The following is an 18,440-nucleotide window of genomic DNA, read 5'->3' on the forward strand; positions in this document are numbered from 1 at the left end:
ATGCGGCGAGAGACCGGATCCGAGACGACGACGTCTGAGGAGAAGGACGATGGGAAAGCTCGAGGGAAAGGTCGCCTTCATCACCGGTGCGGCGCGCGGCCAGGGCCGCAGCCACGCCATCCGGCTGGCGCAGGAGGGCGCTGACGTGATCGCCGTCGACCTGTGCGAGCAGATCGACTCGGTGGCCTACGACATGGCGACGCCGGAGGACCTGCAGCAGACGGTCAAGGAGGTGGAGGCGCTCGACCGGCGGATTGTCGCCAGCCGGGCCGACGTCCGCGACCGGGCCGCGCTGGACGCAGCGGTCCGTGACGGGGTCGCGCAGCTGGGGCGGCTGGACATCGTGCTGGCGAACGCGGGCATCGCGCCGATGGGCGAGGGCAGCGAGACTCCCCAGGCCTGGCAGGACGTCATCGACGTCAACCTCACCGGGGTCTGGAACACCGTGCAGGCGGCCGTCCCGACGATGATCGAGCAGGGGGACGGCGGGGCGATCGTGATCACCAGCTCCACCGCCGGGCTCAAGGGGATCGGCGGGGACAGCCCGGGTGGGCAGGGCTACACCGCGGCCAAGCACGGCGTGGTCGGGCTGATGCGCACCTTCGCCAACACGCTGGGCCAGCACCGGATCCGGGTGAACACCGTGCACCCGACCGGGGTCAACACCCCGATGGTCGTCAACCCGGTGATGGAGAAGTTCCTCGCCGAGGACCCGTCCATCGCCAACGCCCTGTCCAACCTGCTGCCGGTGGACATGATCGAGGCGGTCGACATCTCCAACGCGATCCTCTTCCTGGTGTCCGACGACGGCCGCTACGTCACCGGCGTCACCCTGCCCGTCGATGCCGGGATCCTGGCCAAGTGAGCGGCCGGGTCGAGGGGAAGGTCGCGTTCATCACCGGTGCGGCCCGCAGCCAGGGCCGCAGCCACGCGGTGCGGCTGGCCCAGGAGGGCGCCGACATCATCGCGGTCGACCTCGCCGGCCCGGTGGAGTCCATCCAGATGTACCCGCCGGCCACCGAGGACGACCTCGCCGAAACGGTGCGGCAGGTCGAGGCGCTGGACCGGCGGATCGTCGCGACGAAGGCCGACGTCCGTGACTCCGGGGTGCTGAAGGCCGCGGTGGACGAGGGCGTCGCCCAGCTCGGCCGGCTGGACATCGTGCTGGCCAACGCCGGGGTCTTCGAGATCCAGCCCGCGCTGGAGCTCACCGACGACGCGTGGCGGGAGATGATCGACATCAACCTGACCGGCGTGTGGAACACCTGCAAGGCCGCGCTGCCGCACCTGATCGACAGCGGTGGCGGGGCGATGGTGCTGACCAGCTCCACGGCGGGGCTGAAGGGGACGCCGAACACGATCCACTACACGGCGGCCAAGCACGGCGTCGTGGGGATCATGCGGACGCTGGCCAACGAGTTCGCGCAGCACTCGATCCGGGTCAACACCGTGCACCCCACGGGAGTGGACACGGTGATGATCCAGAACCCGAAGACGTGGGGGCTGTTCAACCCGGAGGACCCGAGCCCCAGCCGTGAGGCTGCGGCGCCCGTCTTCCAGTCGACCAACGCACTGCCCGTCCCGTGGGTGGAGCCGGTCGACATCAGCAACGCGATCCTGTTCCTGGTCTCCGACGAGGCTCGCTACATCACCGGCGTGACCCTCCCGGTCGACGCCGGGTACACCGTCAAGTGAGCACCGTGGGGCGAGGTCGGGCCGACCCCGCCCCACGGCACGCCCGGCGCCGGGGGCGCCGTCTCCCGAGGGGGCAGAGCTGAACGAGCACGTTTTCAACGAGGACATCATGGTGACCGGCAGCCGGGTGACCGGCGACGACGCCGCGTCGGTCCGGGAGGTCCGCGGTCGGGTGGCCCGGCACCTGGTCGGCCGCACCCGCGAGCTGGACCTGCTGCTGGCAGCCGTCGCTGCCGGACGCGACGTGCTCATCGAGGGCCCGCCCGGGACGTCCAAGTCGACCCTGCTCCGTGCGATCACCGCCGAGTGGGGCATCCCGCTGGTGTTCGTGGAGGGCAACGCCGACCTCACGCCCACCCGGCTGGTCGGGCACCACGACCCCGCGCGGGTGCTGCGCGAGGACTACTCGCCGGACAACTTCGTGCCCGGCCCGCTGGTCGAGGCGATGCGCACCGGGGCGTTCCTCTACGTCGAGGAGTTCAACCGGGCGCCGGAGGACACCCTCAACACGCTGCTCACCGCGATGGCCGAGCGGCGGATCGCGCTCCCACGGGTGGGCACCGTCGAAGCGCTGCCGACGTTCCGGGTGATCGCGTCGATGAACCCCTACGACAACGTCGGCACCACCCGGCTGTCCAGTTCGGTGTACGACCGGCTCTGCCGGCTGGCCATCGGCTACCAGGACGCCGAGTCCGAGCGCGGGATCGTCGGCCGGCGCACCGTCGTCGAGTCGCCCCGGCTCATCGCCGACGCCGTCGCGCTCACCCGGGCCACCCGAGAGCGGGACGACGTCCGGCAGGGCAGCAGTGTCCGCGGCGCGATCGACGTGACCCTGGTCGCGGCCCAGCTCGCCGCGATGCGTGGGGTGCCGATCCCCGACGAGCCGTCGGTGGCGCCGCCGCGCGGGCTCCCGCAGGAGTACACCGATGTGGTGCTGGACGCGGTGCTGCTGGCGCTGTCCGGGCGGATCTTCCTGGACGAGACGGTGCAGACCACTCCGGAGGCGGTGCTGCGGGAGATCTGGGAGGACCACTTCCTGCTGCAGCCCGCCGCGGCCGAACCAGGTTGAAGAGCCGTCGAGGCCGACTCGCCGGTCACTCGGCGGGACCGCCCCGGCTCCAGTCGCAGCCGGGGGACGCGGCCGCTGCGGCGCAAGCCCAAAAACCTGACCGAGCGACCGTCGCTCTACCAGCCCTCGCGGGGTGGGGGCGGCCTGGCGCTGTCCTCGGGTGACCGGCGCAGAGACCGCAGCGGTGCTGCACGCCCCGGCGGCACGGCCTCGGGGACGTCGGATGAGCCGGCCGACCTCATCGCGCTGGCCGACCTGACCACCGAGAGCGCCGCCGACCAGCTGACGCGCCAGCGGGCCCGCGAGATCGCCCGCCGGTTGGCCGTGCCCCGCCCACCGCAGGACCGCCGCAGCCGGCGCGGGGTCGGCGACCTGGTGACCCTGCCGTGGAGCGGGGGTTCCGACGAGCTGGACCTGGAGCGCACCCTCGAGTCCATCGCGGGCAACCCGTTCCCCGAGGAGACGGACGTCGCCGTCCGGGAGCGGGTACGCCAGCGCCGCTCCGTGGTGCTGGTGGTCGACGTCTCGGGGTCGATGAAGGGCGAGCGACTGCGGACGGCGGCGGCCACCGTGGGTGCGCTGACCGGGGAGCTGGCCCGCGACCAGCTGTCGGTCGTCGCCTTCTGGTCCGATGCCGCGGTGCTGGTGCGACTGGGGGAGCAGGTCGCGCCGCTGACCGTGCTCGACCTGCTGCTGCGCGTGCCGACCCAGGGGTTGACCAACGTGACCTTCGCGCTGGAAACGGCGGCGCGGCAACTGGCCGGGGTGCCGCCGCGGGATGCCCGGGTGCTGTTGCTGAGCGACTGCGTGCACAACGCCGGCCCCGACCCACGGTTGACCGCCGCGCGGCTGCCCCGGCTGGACGTCCTGCTGGACACCTCGGGTGAGCGTGACGTCGAACTCGGCCGGGACCTGGCCCGGGTGGGACGGGGCCGGCTGCGGCTGGTGCGCGACCACCGGGACGTCGCGGTCGCGCTGACCGCGGTCTTCACCGACTGAGCCGAAGGCCCACCCCGCGCCGGTGGGTACGGGGTGGGCCGACCAATCAGCGGACCGGGGTCGCGTTCACCCCGGGCATCAGCAGGTGGCCGGCGTCGACCGGGATGGTCACCCCGGTGACGTTGGCGGCCAGCGCAGAGTTCAGGTACAGCGCGGTGTTGGCGATGGCTTCCGGCGGCAGCCACGTGGTGCCCTTGAGGGCGCCGTAGTGATAGCCACCTTCGATCATGTCGGCCTCGGTGCCGCCCGGATGCCCGGCGAACATGTCCCACGCGTCCTGGTGGTCGGTCATCGGGGTCAGGATCGCACCGGGGTTGATGGAGTTGCACCGGATGCCGTGCGGTGCGAGCTCCAGGGCGATGTTCTTCATCAGCCCGATGACCCCGTGCTTGGCGGCGACGTAGTGGGCGAAGTTCATCCCCGCCTCGAGGCCGTTCACCGACGAGGTGATGACGATCGAGCCGGTCTGGCGCTCGATCATGTGCGGTGCGACCGCCTTTGCCGACCGCCACACCCCGCTCAGGTTGACGTCCGTCATGTCGGTCCACTGCGCCTCGGTCAGCTCCCAGAACGGTGCCGTCGTCCAGATGCCCGCGTTGGCGATCAGCACATCGATCTGGCCGAACTCGGCGAGGCCGCGCTGCACCGCTGCGTCCAGCTGCTCCTGGGAGCGGACGTCGGCGACCGCGGCGATCGCCCGGCGGTCCAGCGCCTCGACCTGGCGCACCGTCTCGTCGAGGTCTTCCTGGCGGGCCATCGTGTACTTCACGGTGTCGATCTGGTCGGCGATGTCGACGAGGACGACGTCCGCGCCCTCCCGGGCGGAGACCACGGCGTGGGCGCGGCCCTGGCCGCGGGCACCGCCGGTGATGAGGACGACCTTGCCGTCGAGCAGTCCCATGTCCGTCTCCTCAGGTCAGCGATGCGGGCGAGATGAGCGGGTGCTCGGTCACAGCTGGCCCCCGGCGTCCACCACGAACGTGGTGCCGGTGACGTAGCGGCCGTCGTCGGAGACCAGGTAGAGGACGGCGTTGGAGATGTCCACCGGCTCCACCATGGGGATGGGCAGCTTGTTCAGCGTCCGGGCGGCTTCCTCGAAGTCCGCCTGCGTCGGGTTCTCCAGGTCGGGCCGGAACAGCTGGTAGGTCGCGTCGTTGAGGATCATGTCGGTGGCCACCGTGGTGGGGTGGATGGTGTTCAGCCGAATGCTCTGCGGCGCCAGCTCCTTGGCCATCACCTTCATCATCATCACGAGTCCGGCCTTGGCCGCTCCGTAGTGGGCGGTGCCGGCGTTCGCGTAGATCGCGGCCAGCGAGCTGGTGATGACCACTGAGCCGCCGCGGCCGCCGGCGATGATGTGCGGCACGGCGGCCTTGATGGTCTTCCACTGGCCGGTCAGGTTGATGTCGATCATCGTCTGCCAGGTCTCCTCGTCCATCTCCAGCGAGGAGGCGGGGGTGGAGATGCCGGCGTTGGCCAGCACGATGTCGAGCCGTCCCAGTTGCGCGACCCCGTCGTAGACAGCCGCCTTGAGCGCTCCGAGGTCCCGGACGTCGGCCTCGGTGGCGATGATGCGGCGGTCGAGCGCCTCGATCATGCGGACCGTCTCGGCCATGTCCTCAGCGGTGGCCGTCGGGTACGGCACGGTCTCCACCTGCCGCGTCACGTCCACGGCGATGATGTCCGCCCCCTCCTCGGCCAGTCGTACCGCGTGGCTGCGGCCCTGCCCGCGCGCTGCTCCGGTGATGAAGGCGACCTTGCCCTCGACTCGACCCATCTCGACCTCCGTTGTCGTCGTCCGCCCAGGATGTGAGCTGCGCAACACGTTATGGCACCGAGTGCCGCAGAGGAAGGAGTCGCGCCGCCGGCCGGTGCCGCAGGAAAAGGAGCGAGACGTCGGCCGCGCCATGCGGCAGGATCGTCGTGTGCCGGGACGCGACATGCGGAGTGGGCCGGGGGACCGCGGCGGGCGACCGGCGGTGACCACGCCGCATGAGTTGGCCAAGGTGGCGCAGCGACTGTTCGTCGAGACGGGGTTCGAGGCCACGAGCGTCGACGACATCGCCCTGGCCGCCGGGATCGGCCGGCGGACCTTCTTCCGCTACTTCCCGGCCAAGGCCGACGCGCTGTTCGCCGACTCGCCGGCAGAGCTGGACCGGTTGCGCACGGGGCTCGAGGCCGGCGAGCCGGAGGAGTCCTACCGGCCGGTGGTGACGCGGGCGGTTATCGCGGCGCTGGCCTTCGCACCGGGTGACCGGGAGTGGGCGCTCCAACGGGCCCGGCTCGTCCTTGCCGAGCCGGTCCTCCTGGCGCACGCCGCGGTCGTCTTCGCCCAGTGGCGGGGCATCGCGACCGACTTCGCTCGCCGCTCGGTGCGGGACGACGAGTTCTTCGCCCGCGCCGTGGGGCATGCGGTGCTCGCGGCGACCCTGGCGGCGCACGAGCAGTGGATCGCCCACCCCGACGGCGAACTGGCCGACGCGCTGGTCGGCATGTTGGAGTTGTTGCTGCCGCCCGAGCCGCCGTGAGCGTGGGATCACTCGGCCCCCGAGTACAGCAACCGGTACAGCAACGCGACGCGGACCACGACGTACCGGGACGGACGCCTGCGGACACAGCGGGCGTCTGACCTGCACGATCAGCACCGGGACGGACGACAGCGGACCCCGCGCCCGTACCTGGGGGTCAAGGGGTCGCAGGTTCAAATCCTGTCAGCCCGACAGAAGAAGTCGCAGGTGAGGGGCCGTTCCCGGGACACCGGGGACGGCCCCTGCTGCTGTTCCGAGTGGTTCGGCCACCGGCTGCCGGGTTCGAGCCGGTCGGGGCGGCGCCCCGGGAGTCGTCGGGCTCACGGGGATGGACCGGTGCCCGAGGCCGCTGCCGGCGTCTCCAGAGCGAGTCGGTGCGCCGTGGCCACAGCGCGGACGTCGGTGACGGCGAAGCCCGGTCTCGGCACCAGGGGAGCGCGTGGGCCAGGAGCATGCGAACGGTCTCCAGCGAGGCGTTCGCCGTGCTGGGCTGGACCGGGCCGAGCACGAGGCCGGGGTCGATGGTGACGAGTTCGAGGTCGGTGTCCCGCACGAGGTCCCAGGCGGTGCGTTCGGCCAGCGTCCGGCTCTCGGCGTACGCGGGAGCGCCGTCGAGGACGGTCCAGCGGTCTCGGAGCGCCGGGTCAGGTGCCGTCGGCGTCGCGTCCTCGACGCCCGGACGAGCGGGCCCGGCACCTCCTGCACCATGCTCGACCGCGGGGCCCCGCCCAACAGCGCGCCCCGCACCGCACACCGACCAGCGGGACCCCGGTCCCGGGACGACAGAGGAACGGAAGTGGCAAGCGTGAGCGATGCAACGGGAACCGGGGGACTGCAGGTCGACCGGGCACTGCGGGACTTCGTGGCCGAGGAGCTGCTGGCCGGGCTGGACCTGGAGCCGTCGCGGTTCTGGCAGGTCGTGGCGGACCTGCAGGAGCGGTTCGGCGGGCGGGTCACGGAGCTGCTGAGCCGCCGCGACGAGCTGCAGGAGCAGATCGACGCCTGGCACCGGGAGCACGGTGCCGGCGACGTGGCGGCGCTGGAGGCGTTCCTGACCGAGATCGGGTACCTGCTGCCGCAGGAGGAGCCGACCGTCCGGGTCGAGCGCGTCGACCGGGAGATCGCCGAGGTGGCCGGCCCGCAGCTCGTCGTCCCCGCAACCGTGCCGCGGTACGCGCTCAACGCCGCGAACGCCCGCTGGGGATCGCTGTTCGACGCCCTCTACGGCACCGACGCGCTGCCCCGGGAGCACGAGCTCGCGCGCGGCTACGACGAGCGTCGCGGCGGCCAGGTCATCGCCGAGGTCGACCGGCTGCTCGACCTGCACTTCCCGCTCGCCGAGGGCAGCCACGCCACCGTCGTGGCCTACCGGGTGCCGGCGCCGGGACAGCTCGTCGCCGAGACCGACGGCGGTACGACCGGGCTGGCCGACCCCGCCCAGTTCGCCGGCCACCGGCCGGGGGAGGGGGACCGGGCCGCAGCGGTGCTGCTGCGCCGCAACGGCCTGCACCTGGAGCTGACGGTCGACCCGTCCACGCAGGTGGGCGGTCAGCACCACGCCGGCGTGGCCGACGCCGTGCTCGAGTCCGCGGTCAGCACCATCGTCGACCTCGAGGACTCGGTCGCCACCGTCGACGGCCCGGACAAGGTGGGTGCCTACCGGACCTGGCTCGGGTTGCGCACCGGTGAGCTGAGCGCGACCTTCGGCAAGCAGGGGCGCGAGGTGACGCGCACCCTGCACGGGGACCGCAGCTACGTCGGCGCGGACGGTGCGGAGCTGGTGCTCCCCGGCCGCTCGCTGCTGCTGGTCCGCAACGTCGGGCACCACATGCGCCTGGACGCCGTCCGCACCCCCGACGGCCAGCCGGTGCTGGAGGAGGTCCTGGACGTCCTGGTCTCCGCGGTCGCCGCCCTGTACGACCTGCGCGGGCTGTCGCGGTACACCCACACCCGGGCCGGCAGCGTCTACATCGTCAAGCCGAAGATGCACGGCCCCGACGAGGTGTCGCTCTCGGTGGAGCTGTTCACCGCGGTGGAGGAGGCGCTGGGCCTGGAGCCGAGGACCCTCAAGATCGGCATCATGGACGAGGAGAAGCGGACCTCGGTCAACCTGGAGGCCTGCATCGCCCGCGCCGCCGACCGGGTCATCTTCGTCAACACCGGCTTCCTGGACCGCACCGGGGACGAGATCCACACCGACTTCGAGGCCGGGCCGGTCGTGCCCAAGGGGGACCAGAAGACCTCGACCTGGCTGACCACCTACGAGGACCGCAACGTCGACGTGGCGCTGCGCGCCGGGTTCGCCGGCCAGGCGCAGATCGGCAAGGGCATGTGGGCCAAGCCCGCGGCCATGCGGGAGATGCTGGACGCCAAGGGCGGCCACCCGCGGGCCGGGGCGAACACCGCCTGGGTGCCCTCGCCGACCGCGGCCACCCTGCACGCGCTGCACTACCTGGAGACCGACGTCCGCGCGGTGCAGCAGGAGCTCAGCGGGCGGGCGCTCGCCGACCGGCGCGACCTGCTGGTGCCGCCGGTGCTGGCCGACCGGGCCGACCTGCCGGCCGAGCAGCGGGACCACGAGCTGGAGACCAACGCCCAGTCGATCCTCGGCTACGTCGTCCGCTGGGTGGGTCTGGGGATCGGGTGCTCCACCGTGCCCGACCTGGAGGGCGCCGGGCTGATGGAGGACCGGGCCACGCTGCGGATCTCCAGCCAGCAGATCGCGAACTGGCTGCACCACGGGATCATCGAGGAGGCCCAGGTCCGGGAGACCTTCGCCCGGATGGCCGGGCTGGTCGACGAGCAGAACGCCGGGGAACCGGGCTACCAGCCGATGACCGCCGACCTGGACGCCAGCCCGTCCTTCCAGGCGGCGCTGGACCTGGTGTTCTCCGGCCGTCGGGAGCCCAACGGCTACACCGAGCGGGCGCTGACCACCTGGCGGCAGCGGGCCAAGCAGGCCGACGCCGGCCAGGAGGCCACCACCCGTGGCGCCGTGCTGGCGGACCAGGCGCCGAGCCCGACGCCCTGATCTGCGGCCCGCCCGTCCCCCGGGACGGGCGGGCACGCGGGTCGGCCGGACCGCCGCAGGGGCCGGGCGCGGACACCGTCCGCGCCCGGCCCCTGCGCTGCGTCAGCCGTCGGTGCTGCGGTGCTGCCCGTTCAGCTCCTCGGCGAGCTCGAGCAGCGCCGAGTGGTCCAGCTCGCCGTCGCCCCACGCGACTGGTCGGCCGCCTTCACCAGCTCCCCGGAGCCCACCGGGCCCAGTGGACGATGGTCTTCCCCATCGCCTCGAACAGCGGCCGGGCCCCTCCAGGTCGGCCGCGTCGCCGCCGACCATGATCGACAGGACGCCGTGGATCGCACCGGCCCCTCCCGCGCGGCCCGGCGCCGACGCCGCGGCCTGGCGGTCATGGACCGGTCGCCGGCCCGCTCACGCCGCGTGGGCGTGCGCCGGGGCAGGCGCGGCGTCCTGCTCGGCGGTGGGGATGACCAGCGCGATGAGCGCGCCGAGCAGCGCCGCACCGGCGCACAACCCGAAGAGCAGCCGGTAGGAGCTCAGCGAGGGCAGCTCGAAGGCGCCGAGCGCGACGGTGGACGCGGCGAGGACGGTGCCGCCGATGGCGCTGGCCAGCGAGCTGCCGAAGCTGCGGGCCAGGGCGTTGAGGCCGTTGGCCGCGGCGAGCTCGGAGCGGGGGGCCGCACGGAGGACGAGCGCGGGCATGGCGGCGTAGGCGATGCCCGTGCCGGCTCCGACCACCGTCGTCCCGATGACGATCTGGGTGAACGAGCCGGTGAACACGATGCGGGCGAGGAAGCCCAGCGCGACCACGCCGGCGCCCAGCGCGAGCGTGATCTTGGGCCCGAACCGCTCGGAGAGCTTCGCCGAGACCGGCGACAGCAGCAGCATGGCGACACCGCTGGGCAGCATCGCCAGCCCGCTGGCCAGCACCGAGGAGCCGAAGCCGTAGCCGGAGGCCTCGGGCGCCTGCACGTAGGAGGCGGTGCCGATCAGCATGGCGAACAGGGCGAACCCGACGCAGACCGAGGCGATGTTGGTCAGCAGGAGGGACGGGCGGGCGTTGACCACCACGTCCACCAGCGGCGAGGCCACCTTCTTCTCCACCAGCACGAACACCACCAGCAGGACGGCGGCGACCGCCAGCAGGCCGATGGTCCTGGGGTCGTCCCAGCCCCAGGTGGTGGCCTGGGCGAGGGGGTAGAGCAGGCAGACGAGCGCGGCGGCGAGCAGGACGCCGCCGAGGTAGTCCATCCGCCCGGAGGCGATCCGCGGGGGCTCCTTCACCGCGAGCAGCACACCGACCACGGCGATGACGCCGCCGGCGACGCAGATCCAGAACAGGGCGTGGTAGTCGGCGTTCTCGGCGACGAGTGCGGCCAGCGGCAGCCCGAGCGCGCCGCCGATGCCCAGCGTGGCGCTGACCAGGGCGATGCCGGCGCCGGCGCGGTGGGCCGGCAGCACCGACCCGATGAGGCTGATGCCCAGCGGGATGGCGGCGGCGGACATGCCGGTGATGGCGCGACCCACGATCAGCCAGCCGAGGGAGTCGCTGAAGGCGCAGACCAGCGAGCCGACGGTCAGTGCACCGCCGGCGACGGTGAGCATCAGCCGCTTGCCGTAGAGGTCGCCCAGCCGTCCGAACACCGGGACGGCGACCGCGGCGACCAGCAGGGTGGAGGTCAGCAGCCACTGGGTCCCGCTGGTGGAGCTGCCCAGGTCCCGCTGGATCTCCGGCAGCACCGGCACCAGCAGCGACTGGGTCAGCGAGACCAGCACGCCGCAGACCGCCACGATGGCGACCGCGGTGACCTGGCGGGCGTCCCAGCCGTCGTCCGGGGGAGTGGCGGCGTCGCGGGACGCGGCCCGGGCAGCCGTGGTCGAGGCGTGGGACATGGGTTCTCCGTCGCGGGGAAGGGTGCGAGGTGCGGGTGGTGGCAGCGTCGACACCCGGCGATCTCGTGGCAGTCTGTGCCACGAGCGACACTAGGGCGCCGTGGGCACGACGACCAGGCCGATCTGCCGACTGCGGCTGTGTGGTTGGTCACTACAACTAATGATGCGTCGAGGCGGTCGCACGGTGGAAGGCGGGAGCGGGATGGCAGCAGCCGACGGCGCTGTGGGCACCGAGGGCGTGCGGGAACGCAAGCGGGCACACAGCCGCGCGGCCACCGTCGACGCGGCGCTGGCGCTGTTCGCCGTGCGCGGCTACGACCAGGTGACCGTCGCCGACATCTGCGAGGCTGCCCAGATCGCTCCCCGCACCTTCTTCCGGTACTTCCCCAGCAGGGAGGACGTGCTCGCCGAGCCCGCGCGGGAGATGGCCGGCCGGCTGAGCGCGGCCATCACGGCGGCTCCGGCGGAGCTGGATGACGCCGACGCACTCGACCACGCGCTGCGCGCACTCGCCGGCTACGTGGTCGAGCACCGGGAACGGCTGTCGCTGTTCCGTCGGGCCGCGGTCGGCTCCGCGGCTGTCCGGCCGAGCCCGTTCCTGCACCTGGCCGACCGGGAGCGGGACGTGGCCGAGCGGCTGCTCGCCCGGCGCGGGGTGGAGCCCCCGGTGGACTGGCGCACCCGGGTGGTCGTCGCCCGTGCCACGGCCGCCTTCCGGGTCTGGCTCGACGACGTCGTCGGCGGCCAGCTGCCCGATCCGTTCGGTCACCTCGACGAGGTGCTCGCCGCCCGGTGAGCCGACCGCGCGACGACCGGCTCCCCGGGCGGCGGGTCCCGTGGCCGCCCGTGGGGTGGGTGGACAGGACGTCGCCGTACGGTGCCGGGGACACCGAGGTCCGGCTCGGGCGCCCGTCCCCGCGGACGGCGTCCGCGTCCGGCCCACCGAGGAGGTGCGGGCCACGCCGTGGCCTCCGCACCCGGACGGAGAGGACGCCGCGCATGCCCCACACCGCCACCCGGCTGATGCAGCAAGGGACGGAGCCGGACCCCCAGTACCCCCCGCTGAACCCGACCGAGCCGGTGCCGGCCGATCCAGGCCCCCTGCTCCCGGACACCCCCGACGACCTGCCGCCGGCCCCGGCCGAGCCGGCCCTCCCGCCGGCGCCGATCGTCCCGCCGGACGACCCGGAGGACCCGCAGCCGGTTCCCGCCTGAGCCCGTTCGCGGTCGGTGAGCGGCCCACCGCACCCGGTGTGGACCGGGGAGGAAGCGGTGGTCGGTGGGCCGGTCGCGGGCCGGATGGTGGACACCGGGCACTAGCCTGGCCCGCGGTGGACGGCGAGGTGGAGCGGCGATGACGACGGCGGACGGTCGGGCGACCGACGTCCCGGCGGACGGACCCCGGGGGAGTGCTGCTCCGGCGTCCCCGGTGAACCGCGACGACCTCGGCGACCGGGTGCTCACCCTGCCCAACGTGCTGTCGGTGGTGCGGCTGCTCGGCGTCCCACTGTTCCTCTGGCTGCTGCTGGGACCGCACGCCGACGGCTGGGCGATCGTCGTGCTGGCGCTGTCCGGGGTCACCGACTGGGCCGACGGGAAGCTGGCCCGTGCGCTGGGGCAGTCCAGCCGGCTGGGGGCGCTGCTGGACCCGGCGGCGGACCGGCTCTACATCGTCGCGACGCTGGTCGCCTTCGTCATCCGCGACGTGATCCCGGTCTGGGTGGTCGCGGTGCTGCTCGGGCGCGAGCTGGTGCTCGGGGTGACCCTGCTGGTGCTGCGCCGGGCCGGCTGGCCGCCCCTGCAGGTCCACTACCTGGGCAAGGCGGCGACGTTCCTGCTGCTGTACGCCTTCCCGCTGCTGCTGCTGGCCGACGGCGGCGGCACCGCCGCGGCCGTCGCCGCCCCGATCGCCTACGCGCTCACCGTGTGGGGCGCTGCGCTGTACGTCCTCGCCGGGGCCTTCTACGTGGTCCAGGCGGCCCGGCTGCTGTCCGGTGCCGACCAGGCCGGAGCCGGTCGGTGAGCGGCCCGCCGCCGGGGCAGCAGCGCTCGCTGGGTGCCTCGCTGCTGGACCAGGTGCTCGCCGAGACCGTCGACCCGGCCTACCGGCAGGCGGCGGAGGCCCGGGCCGCCCGCCGTGCCCGCGCCGCGGCATCGGGCGAGCCGCCCGCGCCGCGACCGTGGCTGCGGCGCAACCGCGGGCAGCTGCTGGTCGCGCTGACGCTGCTGCTGACCGGCCTGCTCGCCGCGATCACCTACCGCGAGGCCGCCGCCGGCGCGCAGGGCCGGGAGCAGGCCCGTGAGGCGCTGCGCGAGGACGTGGTGGAGGAGACCGACGCCAACGCCGCCCTGGTCACCCAGCTCGAGGAGCTGACCGCCGAGGTGGCCGGCACCCGCGAGGACGCGCTGGCCCGCAGCGTCGTGGGTCAGCGTGCACTCGAGCAGCTGACCGCCGCCGAGCTGGGGGCCGCCGTGCAGCCGGTCTCCGGGCCCGGCATCCGCATCACCCTGGGCAACGCACCCCCGGCAGCCGACAGCGACCCGGTCGGTGGCTCCGACCAGGTCGCCCTCGCCGGCATCGTCCAGGACGGCGACCTGCAGCTGGCGGTCAACGCACTCTGGGCGTCCGGGGCCGAGGCGATCAGCATCAACGGCCAGCGGATCGGTGCCACCACCGCCATCCGCCAGGCCGGTGACGCGATCCTGGTCGACTTCCGGCCGGTGCTCAGCCCGTACGAGATCGAGGCGATCGGCGACTCCGAGGACCTGGCGCGACGGTTCGTGACCAGTCCGGAGGCCGACGCCCTGGCCGGGCTCACCAAGAACTTCGGTGTCGTGTTCGACTACGCGCGGTCCGACGACCTCGACCTGCCGGCCGGCACGAGCGCGGAGCTGGGCCACGCCGCGCCGCTGACCGAGGACCCCACCACCGACCCGCCCACCGACGGAGGCTGACGCGTGATCCCGATCCTCGGACTCGCGGTCGGTGTGGTGCTGGGGCTCCTGCTCGACCCCAGCGTGCCGCTCTGGCTGCAGCCGTACCTGCCGATCGCGGTGGTGGCCGCCCTCGACGCGGTCTTCGGCGGGGTGCGCGCCCGGTTCGACGGCATCTTCGACGCCAAGGTCTTCGTCGTGTCGTTCGTGTCCAACGTGGTGGTCGCCGCGCTCATCGTGTTCCTGGGCGACCAGCTCGGGGTGGGGGCCCAGCTGTCCACCGCGGTCGTCGTCGTCCTCGGCATCCGGATCTTCGGCAACGCGGCCGCGATCCGCCGGCACCTGTTCCGCGCATGAGCGGGGGTCAGCAGCCTGGCCGCTGGGCCGGTCAGGGCCCAGGCCACCGGCCGGGCAGCTCGGACGACGCAGGTGCGCCCGGTCCGGCCGTGGAGCGCCCTGCGCCGGCCGGGCCCGGCGCCGACCAGCCGGCCGGACCCGCTGCCGACCAGCCGGCCGTCGAGCGACCGACCGGCCAGGAGCCGGTCGGCGACCAGCCGGATGCACGGGAGCCGGACGCCCGGGAGCCGGACGCAGGGGAGCCGGACGGCGGGTCGTCGGCCGCCGGCTGGTGGGCGCCCGGGGGAGCCACGGAGGAGCGGGTCCCCGGCACCGAGGCCTCGGACGAGTCGTCCGGCTCCGACGCCGCGGCCGCACCGCGGCGCCGGCGGGACCCGCTGGCGGCCCTGCTCATCGGCGTCCTCACCCTGCTGCTGGGCTTCGCCTTCGCCGTCCAGGTGCGCAACACCGACACCGACCAGGCCCTGGTGGGCGCCCGCGAGGAGGACCTCGTCCGCATCCTCGACGACCTGACCGCCCAGCAGGACCGGCTCCGCCAGGAGATCGGCGACCAGCGGACGGCGCTGGAGCAGCTCGGCAACTCCGACAGTGCCGCCGCGGCCGCGCTGGCCGAGGCGCAGGAGCGGGCGGAGACGCTGGGCATCCTCAACGGCACGCTGCCGGCCCAGGGGGAGGGGCTGGTCATGACCATCCGCGACCCGCAGGACGCGGTCACCGTGGCCGACGTGCTCAACGCCATCCAGGAGCTCCGCGGGGCGGGTGCGGAGACCATGCAGATCGACGACGTCCGGATCGGGGTCAGCAGCGCGGTCACCGGGAGACCGGGGGAGCTGTCGATCGACGGGATCCCGATCGAGTCGCCCTACGTCTTCGAGGTGATCGGCTCGCCCGGGGACATGGCGACCGCGATGAACATCCCCGGTGGGGTCTCCCCGTCGGTGGTCAACCGGCGCCAGGGCAGCGTGGACATCGTCCAGTCCGAGCAGGTGGTGGTGGACGCGTTGCGGCCGCTGGACGAGCCTCAATACGCTGAACCCGCCGACGGGGACTGAGGAAGGACCTCGGTGCCCCCCACCTCTCGCTCCGCTCGATGCGGGCCCCTGCACCGAGGCCGACGCACCCGTCGGCCGGCCCCTGCGAGGGGGCCGTACGAGCACTGTCCGAACCGCCACCGTCCTGACCCGAGCACCGTCCTGACCGAGCACCGTCCGAACCGAACACTGGAGACGCCCGCATGGCCACGCCCGACGACCGCCGTTACACCGACCAGCACGAGTGGGCGCTGGTCCAGGGCACCGAGGGTGCCGACACGGTGGTCCGGGTCGGGATCACCGACCACGCCCAGGACGCCCTGGGCGACATCGTGTTCGTGCAGCTGCCCGAGGTGGGCGCCGAGGTCGCGCCCGGCGCGGCGATCGGCGAGGTCGAGTCGACCAAGTCGGTCTCGGACGTCTACTCCCCGGTGACCGGGGTGGTGACCGCCGTCAACGACGTGCTCACCGACGCCCCGGAGACGGTCAACAGCGACCCCTACGGCGCCGGCTGGCTGGTCGAGGTGCGGGTGAGCGGCGCGGCGGATCCCACCGCCGACCTGCTCGACGCCGCGGCGTACGAGGCCGTCGTCGCCGGCTCCTGACCCCTCCGCCGGTGCCGGTCCCGCGTCACGGCGCCCGGTCCTCCGGCGTGCGGGCGGTCGGGCACCCCGCCGGTCGGGCGGGTGCACCGACGATCACTACTATCACCGCAGACGGTCGAGCCGTGAGTCCAGCGGCAGCACCCGACCCTCACCCTGTACGTGCGGTTGACCCTCGGGTCGGCCGCTGGTTCCATGATCCCCGGCCCGTCCGTGACCATGCGGCGGCCGACCTGCGGCGGGCCGACCGGCTCGTCGTCCGCCGGCCGACCGCGGCCGTACCACCAGGCCCGCGGCGGTGCCCCCTGCACCGGAGGAGACCGACGTGCTCTGCACTCGATGTGGCCACCAGAACCCCGAGGGCAGCCGCTTCTGCGCGCAGTGCGGCGCCGCGCTGAGCCCTGAGCGGGTCGGTGAGTCGACCAGCATCATCCCCAAGGTCGGCGGCGAGGACTCCGGCGAGCAGGCCGAGGTCGCCGAGTCGACCGCGGACGCGCACGCCGGCGCCGTCGAGTCGCTGCCGGCCGGGTCCGCCCTGCTGGTGGTCAAGCGCGGCCCGAACGCCGGCAGCCGCTTCCTGCTCGACCAGGAGGTGACCACCGCCGGTCGGCACCCCGACAGCGACATCTTCCTGGACGACGTGACGGTCAGCCGCCGGCACGTGGAGTTCCACCGCGAGGGCGGCGGCTTCACCGTGCACGACGTCGGCAGCCTCAACGGCACCTACGTCAACCGTGAGCCGGTCGACGTGGCCTCCCTCGCCGGTGGCGACGAGGTACAGATCGGCAAGTTCCGCCTGGTCTACCTGACCGGGCCGCGGACGGGCGAGCCGGCCGGCGCATGACCGCGGTGCCCCAGCCCAGCGGCAGCGCTGACCGGGACACCGACGACACGACGCCCCGGTTCACCATCGGCGAGGTCCTCTCGCTGCTGCGCGGTGACTTCCCCGAGGTGACGATCAGCAAGATCCGTTACCTCGAGTCCGAGGAACTGGTCCACCCTCAGCGGACCCCGTCGGGCTACCGGAAGTTCTCCGGTGCCGACGTCGGCCGGCTGCGGTACGTGCTGGCCGCCCAGCGGGACCAGTACCTGCCGCTGCGGGTGATCAAGGAGCAGCTGGACGCCCGGGACCGGGGTGAGCCCGTGCCCGCCGCCGGAGAAGGCCCGGGCGGTGCCGGCGAGCTCGTCGGCACCGCCCCCGTCCCGGCGGCGGAGTTCGCCCGGGCCGCGGGCCTGACGGACGAGCAGCTGGCCGACCTCGTGCAGTTCGGGCTGGTCAGCCAGGATGCCCAGGGCCGGCTGCGCCGCGGCGACCTGCCGGTGGCCCTGGCCGCCGCGGGTCTGGCCCGGCACGGCATCGAACCGCGCCACCTGCGGGTCCACCGCACCGCCGTGGAGCGCGAGGCGGCCCTGCTGGAGCAGCTGGTCGCCCCCGTGCTGCGGGCGAGGTCGGAGGAGGCGCACTCGCGCGCGGGCGAGCAGCTCCAGGAACTCGCCGGGCTCTCCGCCCAGCTGCACTCGGCCCTGCTCGCCGCCCGTCTCCGCGAGGTCCTCGGCGGCTGATCACTGGCGTACCGTTGCGCGGGCAGGGGCACGCTTGCGACGCAGACCGGCCGGGGCCGGGAGCGGACGTGCGGCCGACGGGGGAAGTCAGCGGAGGGGAGCCAGCCGTGCAGGAGCTCAGGGTCGTCGGCGTCCGGGTCGAGCTGCCGGGCAACCAGCCCATCCTGCTGCTCAAGGAGACCCAGGGGGAGCGCTACCTCCCCATCTGGATCGGCGCGGTCGAGGCCGCGGCCATCGCCTTCGAGCAGCAGGGCGTCCGCCCGGCCCGGCCGATGACGCACGACCTGCTGCAGGAGGTGGTCACCGCGCTGGGGGCCAGCCTCGAGGCGGTGCACATCACCGAGATGCGGGACGGGATCTACCTCGCCGAGCTGCTGTTCGGCGAGGAGCGGACCGTCAGCGCCCGCCCCTCCGACGCCGTCGCCCTCGCCGTCCGCACCGGTGCCCCGATCTACGGGGCGGAGGCGCTGCTCGACGAGGTGGGGATCGAGATCCCCGACGAGCAGGAGGACGAGGTGGAGAAGTTCCGCGAGTTCCTCGACAACATCAGCCCGGAGGACTTCGGAGCCGGTTCCGGCTCCGGCGGCCCCGCCTGACGAAGGACCCCCTCTCCCCCCACCCCTCGCAGGCTCGGGGCGGGACCCTGAGAGGGGGCCGGGGGACTGAGAGCACCCCCGTTGGGGTGAGGACGGCGACACGCCGCCGCTCTCGGTTGACCGGTCATCCGAGCGCGCCTACGGTCAGCGA

The 18,440-nt window shown here is 73.5% G+C and carries 19 protein-coding genes; 16 read left to right on the plus strand and 3 right to left on the minus strand.

All coding sequences use genetic code 11. The features are described 5' to 3' along the window. Positions 1-49: 49 nt before the first annotated feature. From Q1A09_RS00645 to Q1A09_RS00660, 4 genes are all read left to right on the plus strand, one after another. Entirely contained in the window at positions 50-865 is an 816-nt protein-coding gene (locus tag Q1A09_RS00645; RefSeq protein ID WP_299950749.1) for a mycofactocin-coupled SDR family oxidoreductase, read from the plus strand. After that, a complete protein-coding gene (locus tag Q1A09_RS00650; RefSeq protein ID WP_299950752.1) occupies positions 862-1,695 on the plus strand; it encodes a mycofactocin-coupled SDR family oxidoreductase in 834 nt (277 codons plus the stop codon). The genes Q1A09_RS00645 and Q1A09_RS00650 overlap by 4 nt, the downstream gene beginning before the upstream one ends. Positions 1,696-1,804: 109 nt before the next feature. Further along, the gene (locus tag Q1A09_RS00655) at positions 1,805-2,764 is read left to right on the plus strand and encodes a MoxR family ATPase (RefSeq protein WP_299950755.1); all 960 of its coding nucleotides are present in this window, start codon (positions 1,805-1,807) and stop codon (positions 2,762-2,764) included. 324 nt (positions 2,765-3,088) lie between these two features. Beyond that, positions 3,089-3,763: a VWA domain-containing protein gene (locus tag Q1A09_RS00660; RefSeq protein ID WP_299950758.1), complete on the plus strand. Its 675-nt coding sequence runs from the start codon at positions 3,089-3,091 to the stop codon at positions 3,761-3,763. A 46-nt stretch (positions 3,764-3,809) separates the two neighbouring features. Here Q1A09_RS00660 and Q1A09_RS00665 read toward each other — a convergent pair whose 3' ends face one another. Next, positions 3,810-4,664 carry a mycofactocin-coupled SDR family oxidoreductase gene (locus tag Q1A09_RS00665; protein WP_299950761.1) on the minus strand — a complete coding sequence of 285 codons (855 nt, stop codon included), beginning with the start codon at positions 4,662-4,664 and terminating at the stop codon, positions 3,810-3,812. A gap of 48 nt (positions 4,665-4,712) precedes the next feature. Next, positions 4,713-5,540, minus strand: a complete 828-nt coding sequence (locus Q1A09_RS00670) for a mycofactocin-coupled SDR family oxidoreductase (protein ID WP_299950764.1) — start codon at positions 5,538-5,540, stop codon at positions 4,713-4,715. A gap of 202 nt (positions 5,541-5,742) precedes the next feature. On the opposite strand from Q1A09_RS00670, the gene Q1A09_RS00675 reads away from it, so the two are divergent. Together Q1A09_RS00675 and Q1A09_RS00680 are read left to right on the plus strand one after the other, a co-directional pair. After that, positions 5,743-6,291 carry a TetR family transcriptional regulator gene (locus Q1A09_RS00675; RefSeq protein ID WP_299950767.1) on the plus strand — a complete coding sequence of 183 codons (549 nt, stop codon included), beginning with the start codon at positions 5,743-5,745 and terminating at the stop codon, positions 6,289-6,291. An 805-nt stretch (positions 6,292-7,096) separates the two neighbouring features. Continuing rightward, entirely contained in the window at positions 7,097-9,322 is a 2,226-nt protein-coding gene (locus Q1A09_RS00680; protein WP_299950770.1) for a malate synthase G, read from the plus strand. A 402-nt stretch (positions 9,323-9,724) separates the two neighbouring features. Here the strand turns inward: Q1A09_RS00680 and Q1A09_RS00685 are convergent, their stop codons facing one another. Continuing rightward, positions 9,725-11,206, minus strand: coding sequence for an MFS transporter (locus Q1A09_RS00685; RefSeq protein ID WP_299950773.1), 1,482 nt, complete (start codon positions 11,204-11,206; stop codon positions 9,725-9,727). A 202-nt stretch (positions 11,207-11,408) separates the two neighbouring features. On the opposite strand from Q1A09_RS00685, the gene Q1A09_RS00690 reads away from it, so the two are divergent. The 10 genes from Q1A09_RS00690 to Q1A09_RS00735 all read left to right on the plus strand — a co-directional run bounded on the left by Q1A09_RS00690 (position 11,409) and on the right by Q1A09_RS00735 (position 18,289). Continuing rightward, entirely contained in the window at positions 11,409-12,002 is a 594-nt protein-coding gene (locus tag Q1A09_RS00690; RefSeq protein WP_299950776.1) for a TetR family transcriptional regulator, read from the plus strand. A gap of 203 nt (positions 12,003-12,205) precedes the next feature. After that, positions 12,206-12,421: a hypothetical protein gene (locus Q1A09_RS00695; protein WP_299950779.1), complete on the plus strand. Its 216-nt coding sequence runs from the start codon at positions 12,206-12,208 to the stop codon at positions 12,419-12,421. Between the two features lie 139 nt (positions 12,422-12,560). Continuing rightward, positions 12,561-13,229, plus strand: a complete 669-nt coding sequence (locus tag Q1A09_RS00700) for a CDP-alcohol phosphatidyltransferase family protein (RefSeq protein WP_299950781.1) — start codon at positions 12,561-12,563, stop codon at positions 13,227-13,229. After that, on the plus strand, positions 13,226-14,161 hold the full coding sequence (locus Q1A09_RS00705) for a DUF881 domain-containing protein (protein WP_299950783.1): 936 nt from the start codon (positions 13,226-13,228) through the stop codon (positions 14,159-14,161). Before Q1A09_RS00700 ends, Q1A09_RS00705 begins: the two co-directional genes overlap by 4 nt. 3 nt (positions 14,162-14,164) lie before the next feature. Next, entirely contained in the window at positions 14,165-14,497 is a 333-nt protein-coding gene (locus Q1A09_RS00710) for a small basic family protein (RefSeq protein ID WP_110553172.1), read from the plus strand. An 89-nt stretch (positions 14,498-14,586) separates the two neighbouring features. After that, a complete protein-coding gene (locus tag Q1A09_RS00715) occupies positions 14,587-15,549 on the plus strand; it encodes a DUF881 domain-containing protein (protein WP_299950791.1) in 963 nt (320 codons plus the stop codon). 182 nt (positions 15,550-15,731) lie between these two features. Beyond that, complete coding sequence (gcvH, locus tag Q1A09_RS00720) at positions 15,732-16,133, plus strand: glycine cleavage system protein GcvH (protein WP_299950794.1); 402 nt, start codon at positions 15,732-15,734, stop codon at positions 16,131-16,133. Positions 16,134-16,455: 322 nt separating this feature from the next. Further along, a complete protein-coding gene (locus tag Q1A09_RS00725; RefSeq protein ID WP_036332588.1) occupies positions 16,456-16,974 on the plus strand; it encodes an FHA domain-containing protein in 519 nt (172 codons plus the stop codon). Further along, on the plus strand, positions 16,971-17,693 hold the full coding sequence (locus tag Q1A09_RS00730; RefSeq protein WP_299950797.1) for a MerR family transcriptional regulator: 723 nt from the start codon (positions 16,971-16,973) through the stop codon (positions 17,691-17,693). The genes Q1A09_RS00725 and Q1A09_RS00730 overlap by 4 nt, the downstream gene beginning before the upstream one ends. A 107-nt stretch (positions 17,694-17,800) precedes the next feature. Then, positions 17,801-18,289 carry a bifunctional nuclease family protein gene (locus Q1A09_RS00735; protein ID WP_299950799.1) on the plus strand — a complete coding sequence of 163 codons (489 nt, stop codon included), beginning with the start codon at positions 17,801-17,803 and terminating at the stop codon, positions 18,287-18,289. Positions 18,290-18,440 lie beyond the last annotated feature (151 nt).

The sequence above is a fragment of the uncultured Modestobacter sp. genome (genome assembly GCF_947486615.1).
Lineage (GTDB): Bacteria > Actinomycetota > Actinomycetes > Mycobacteriales > Geodermatophilaceae > Modestobacter.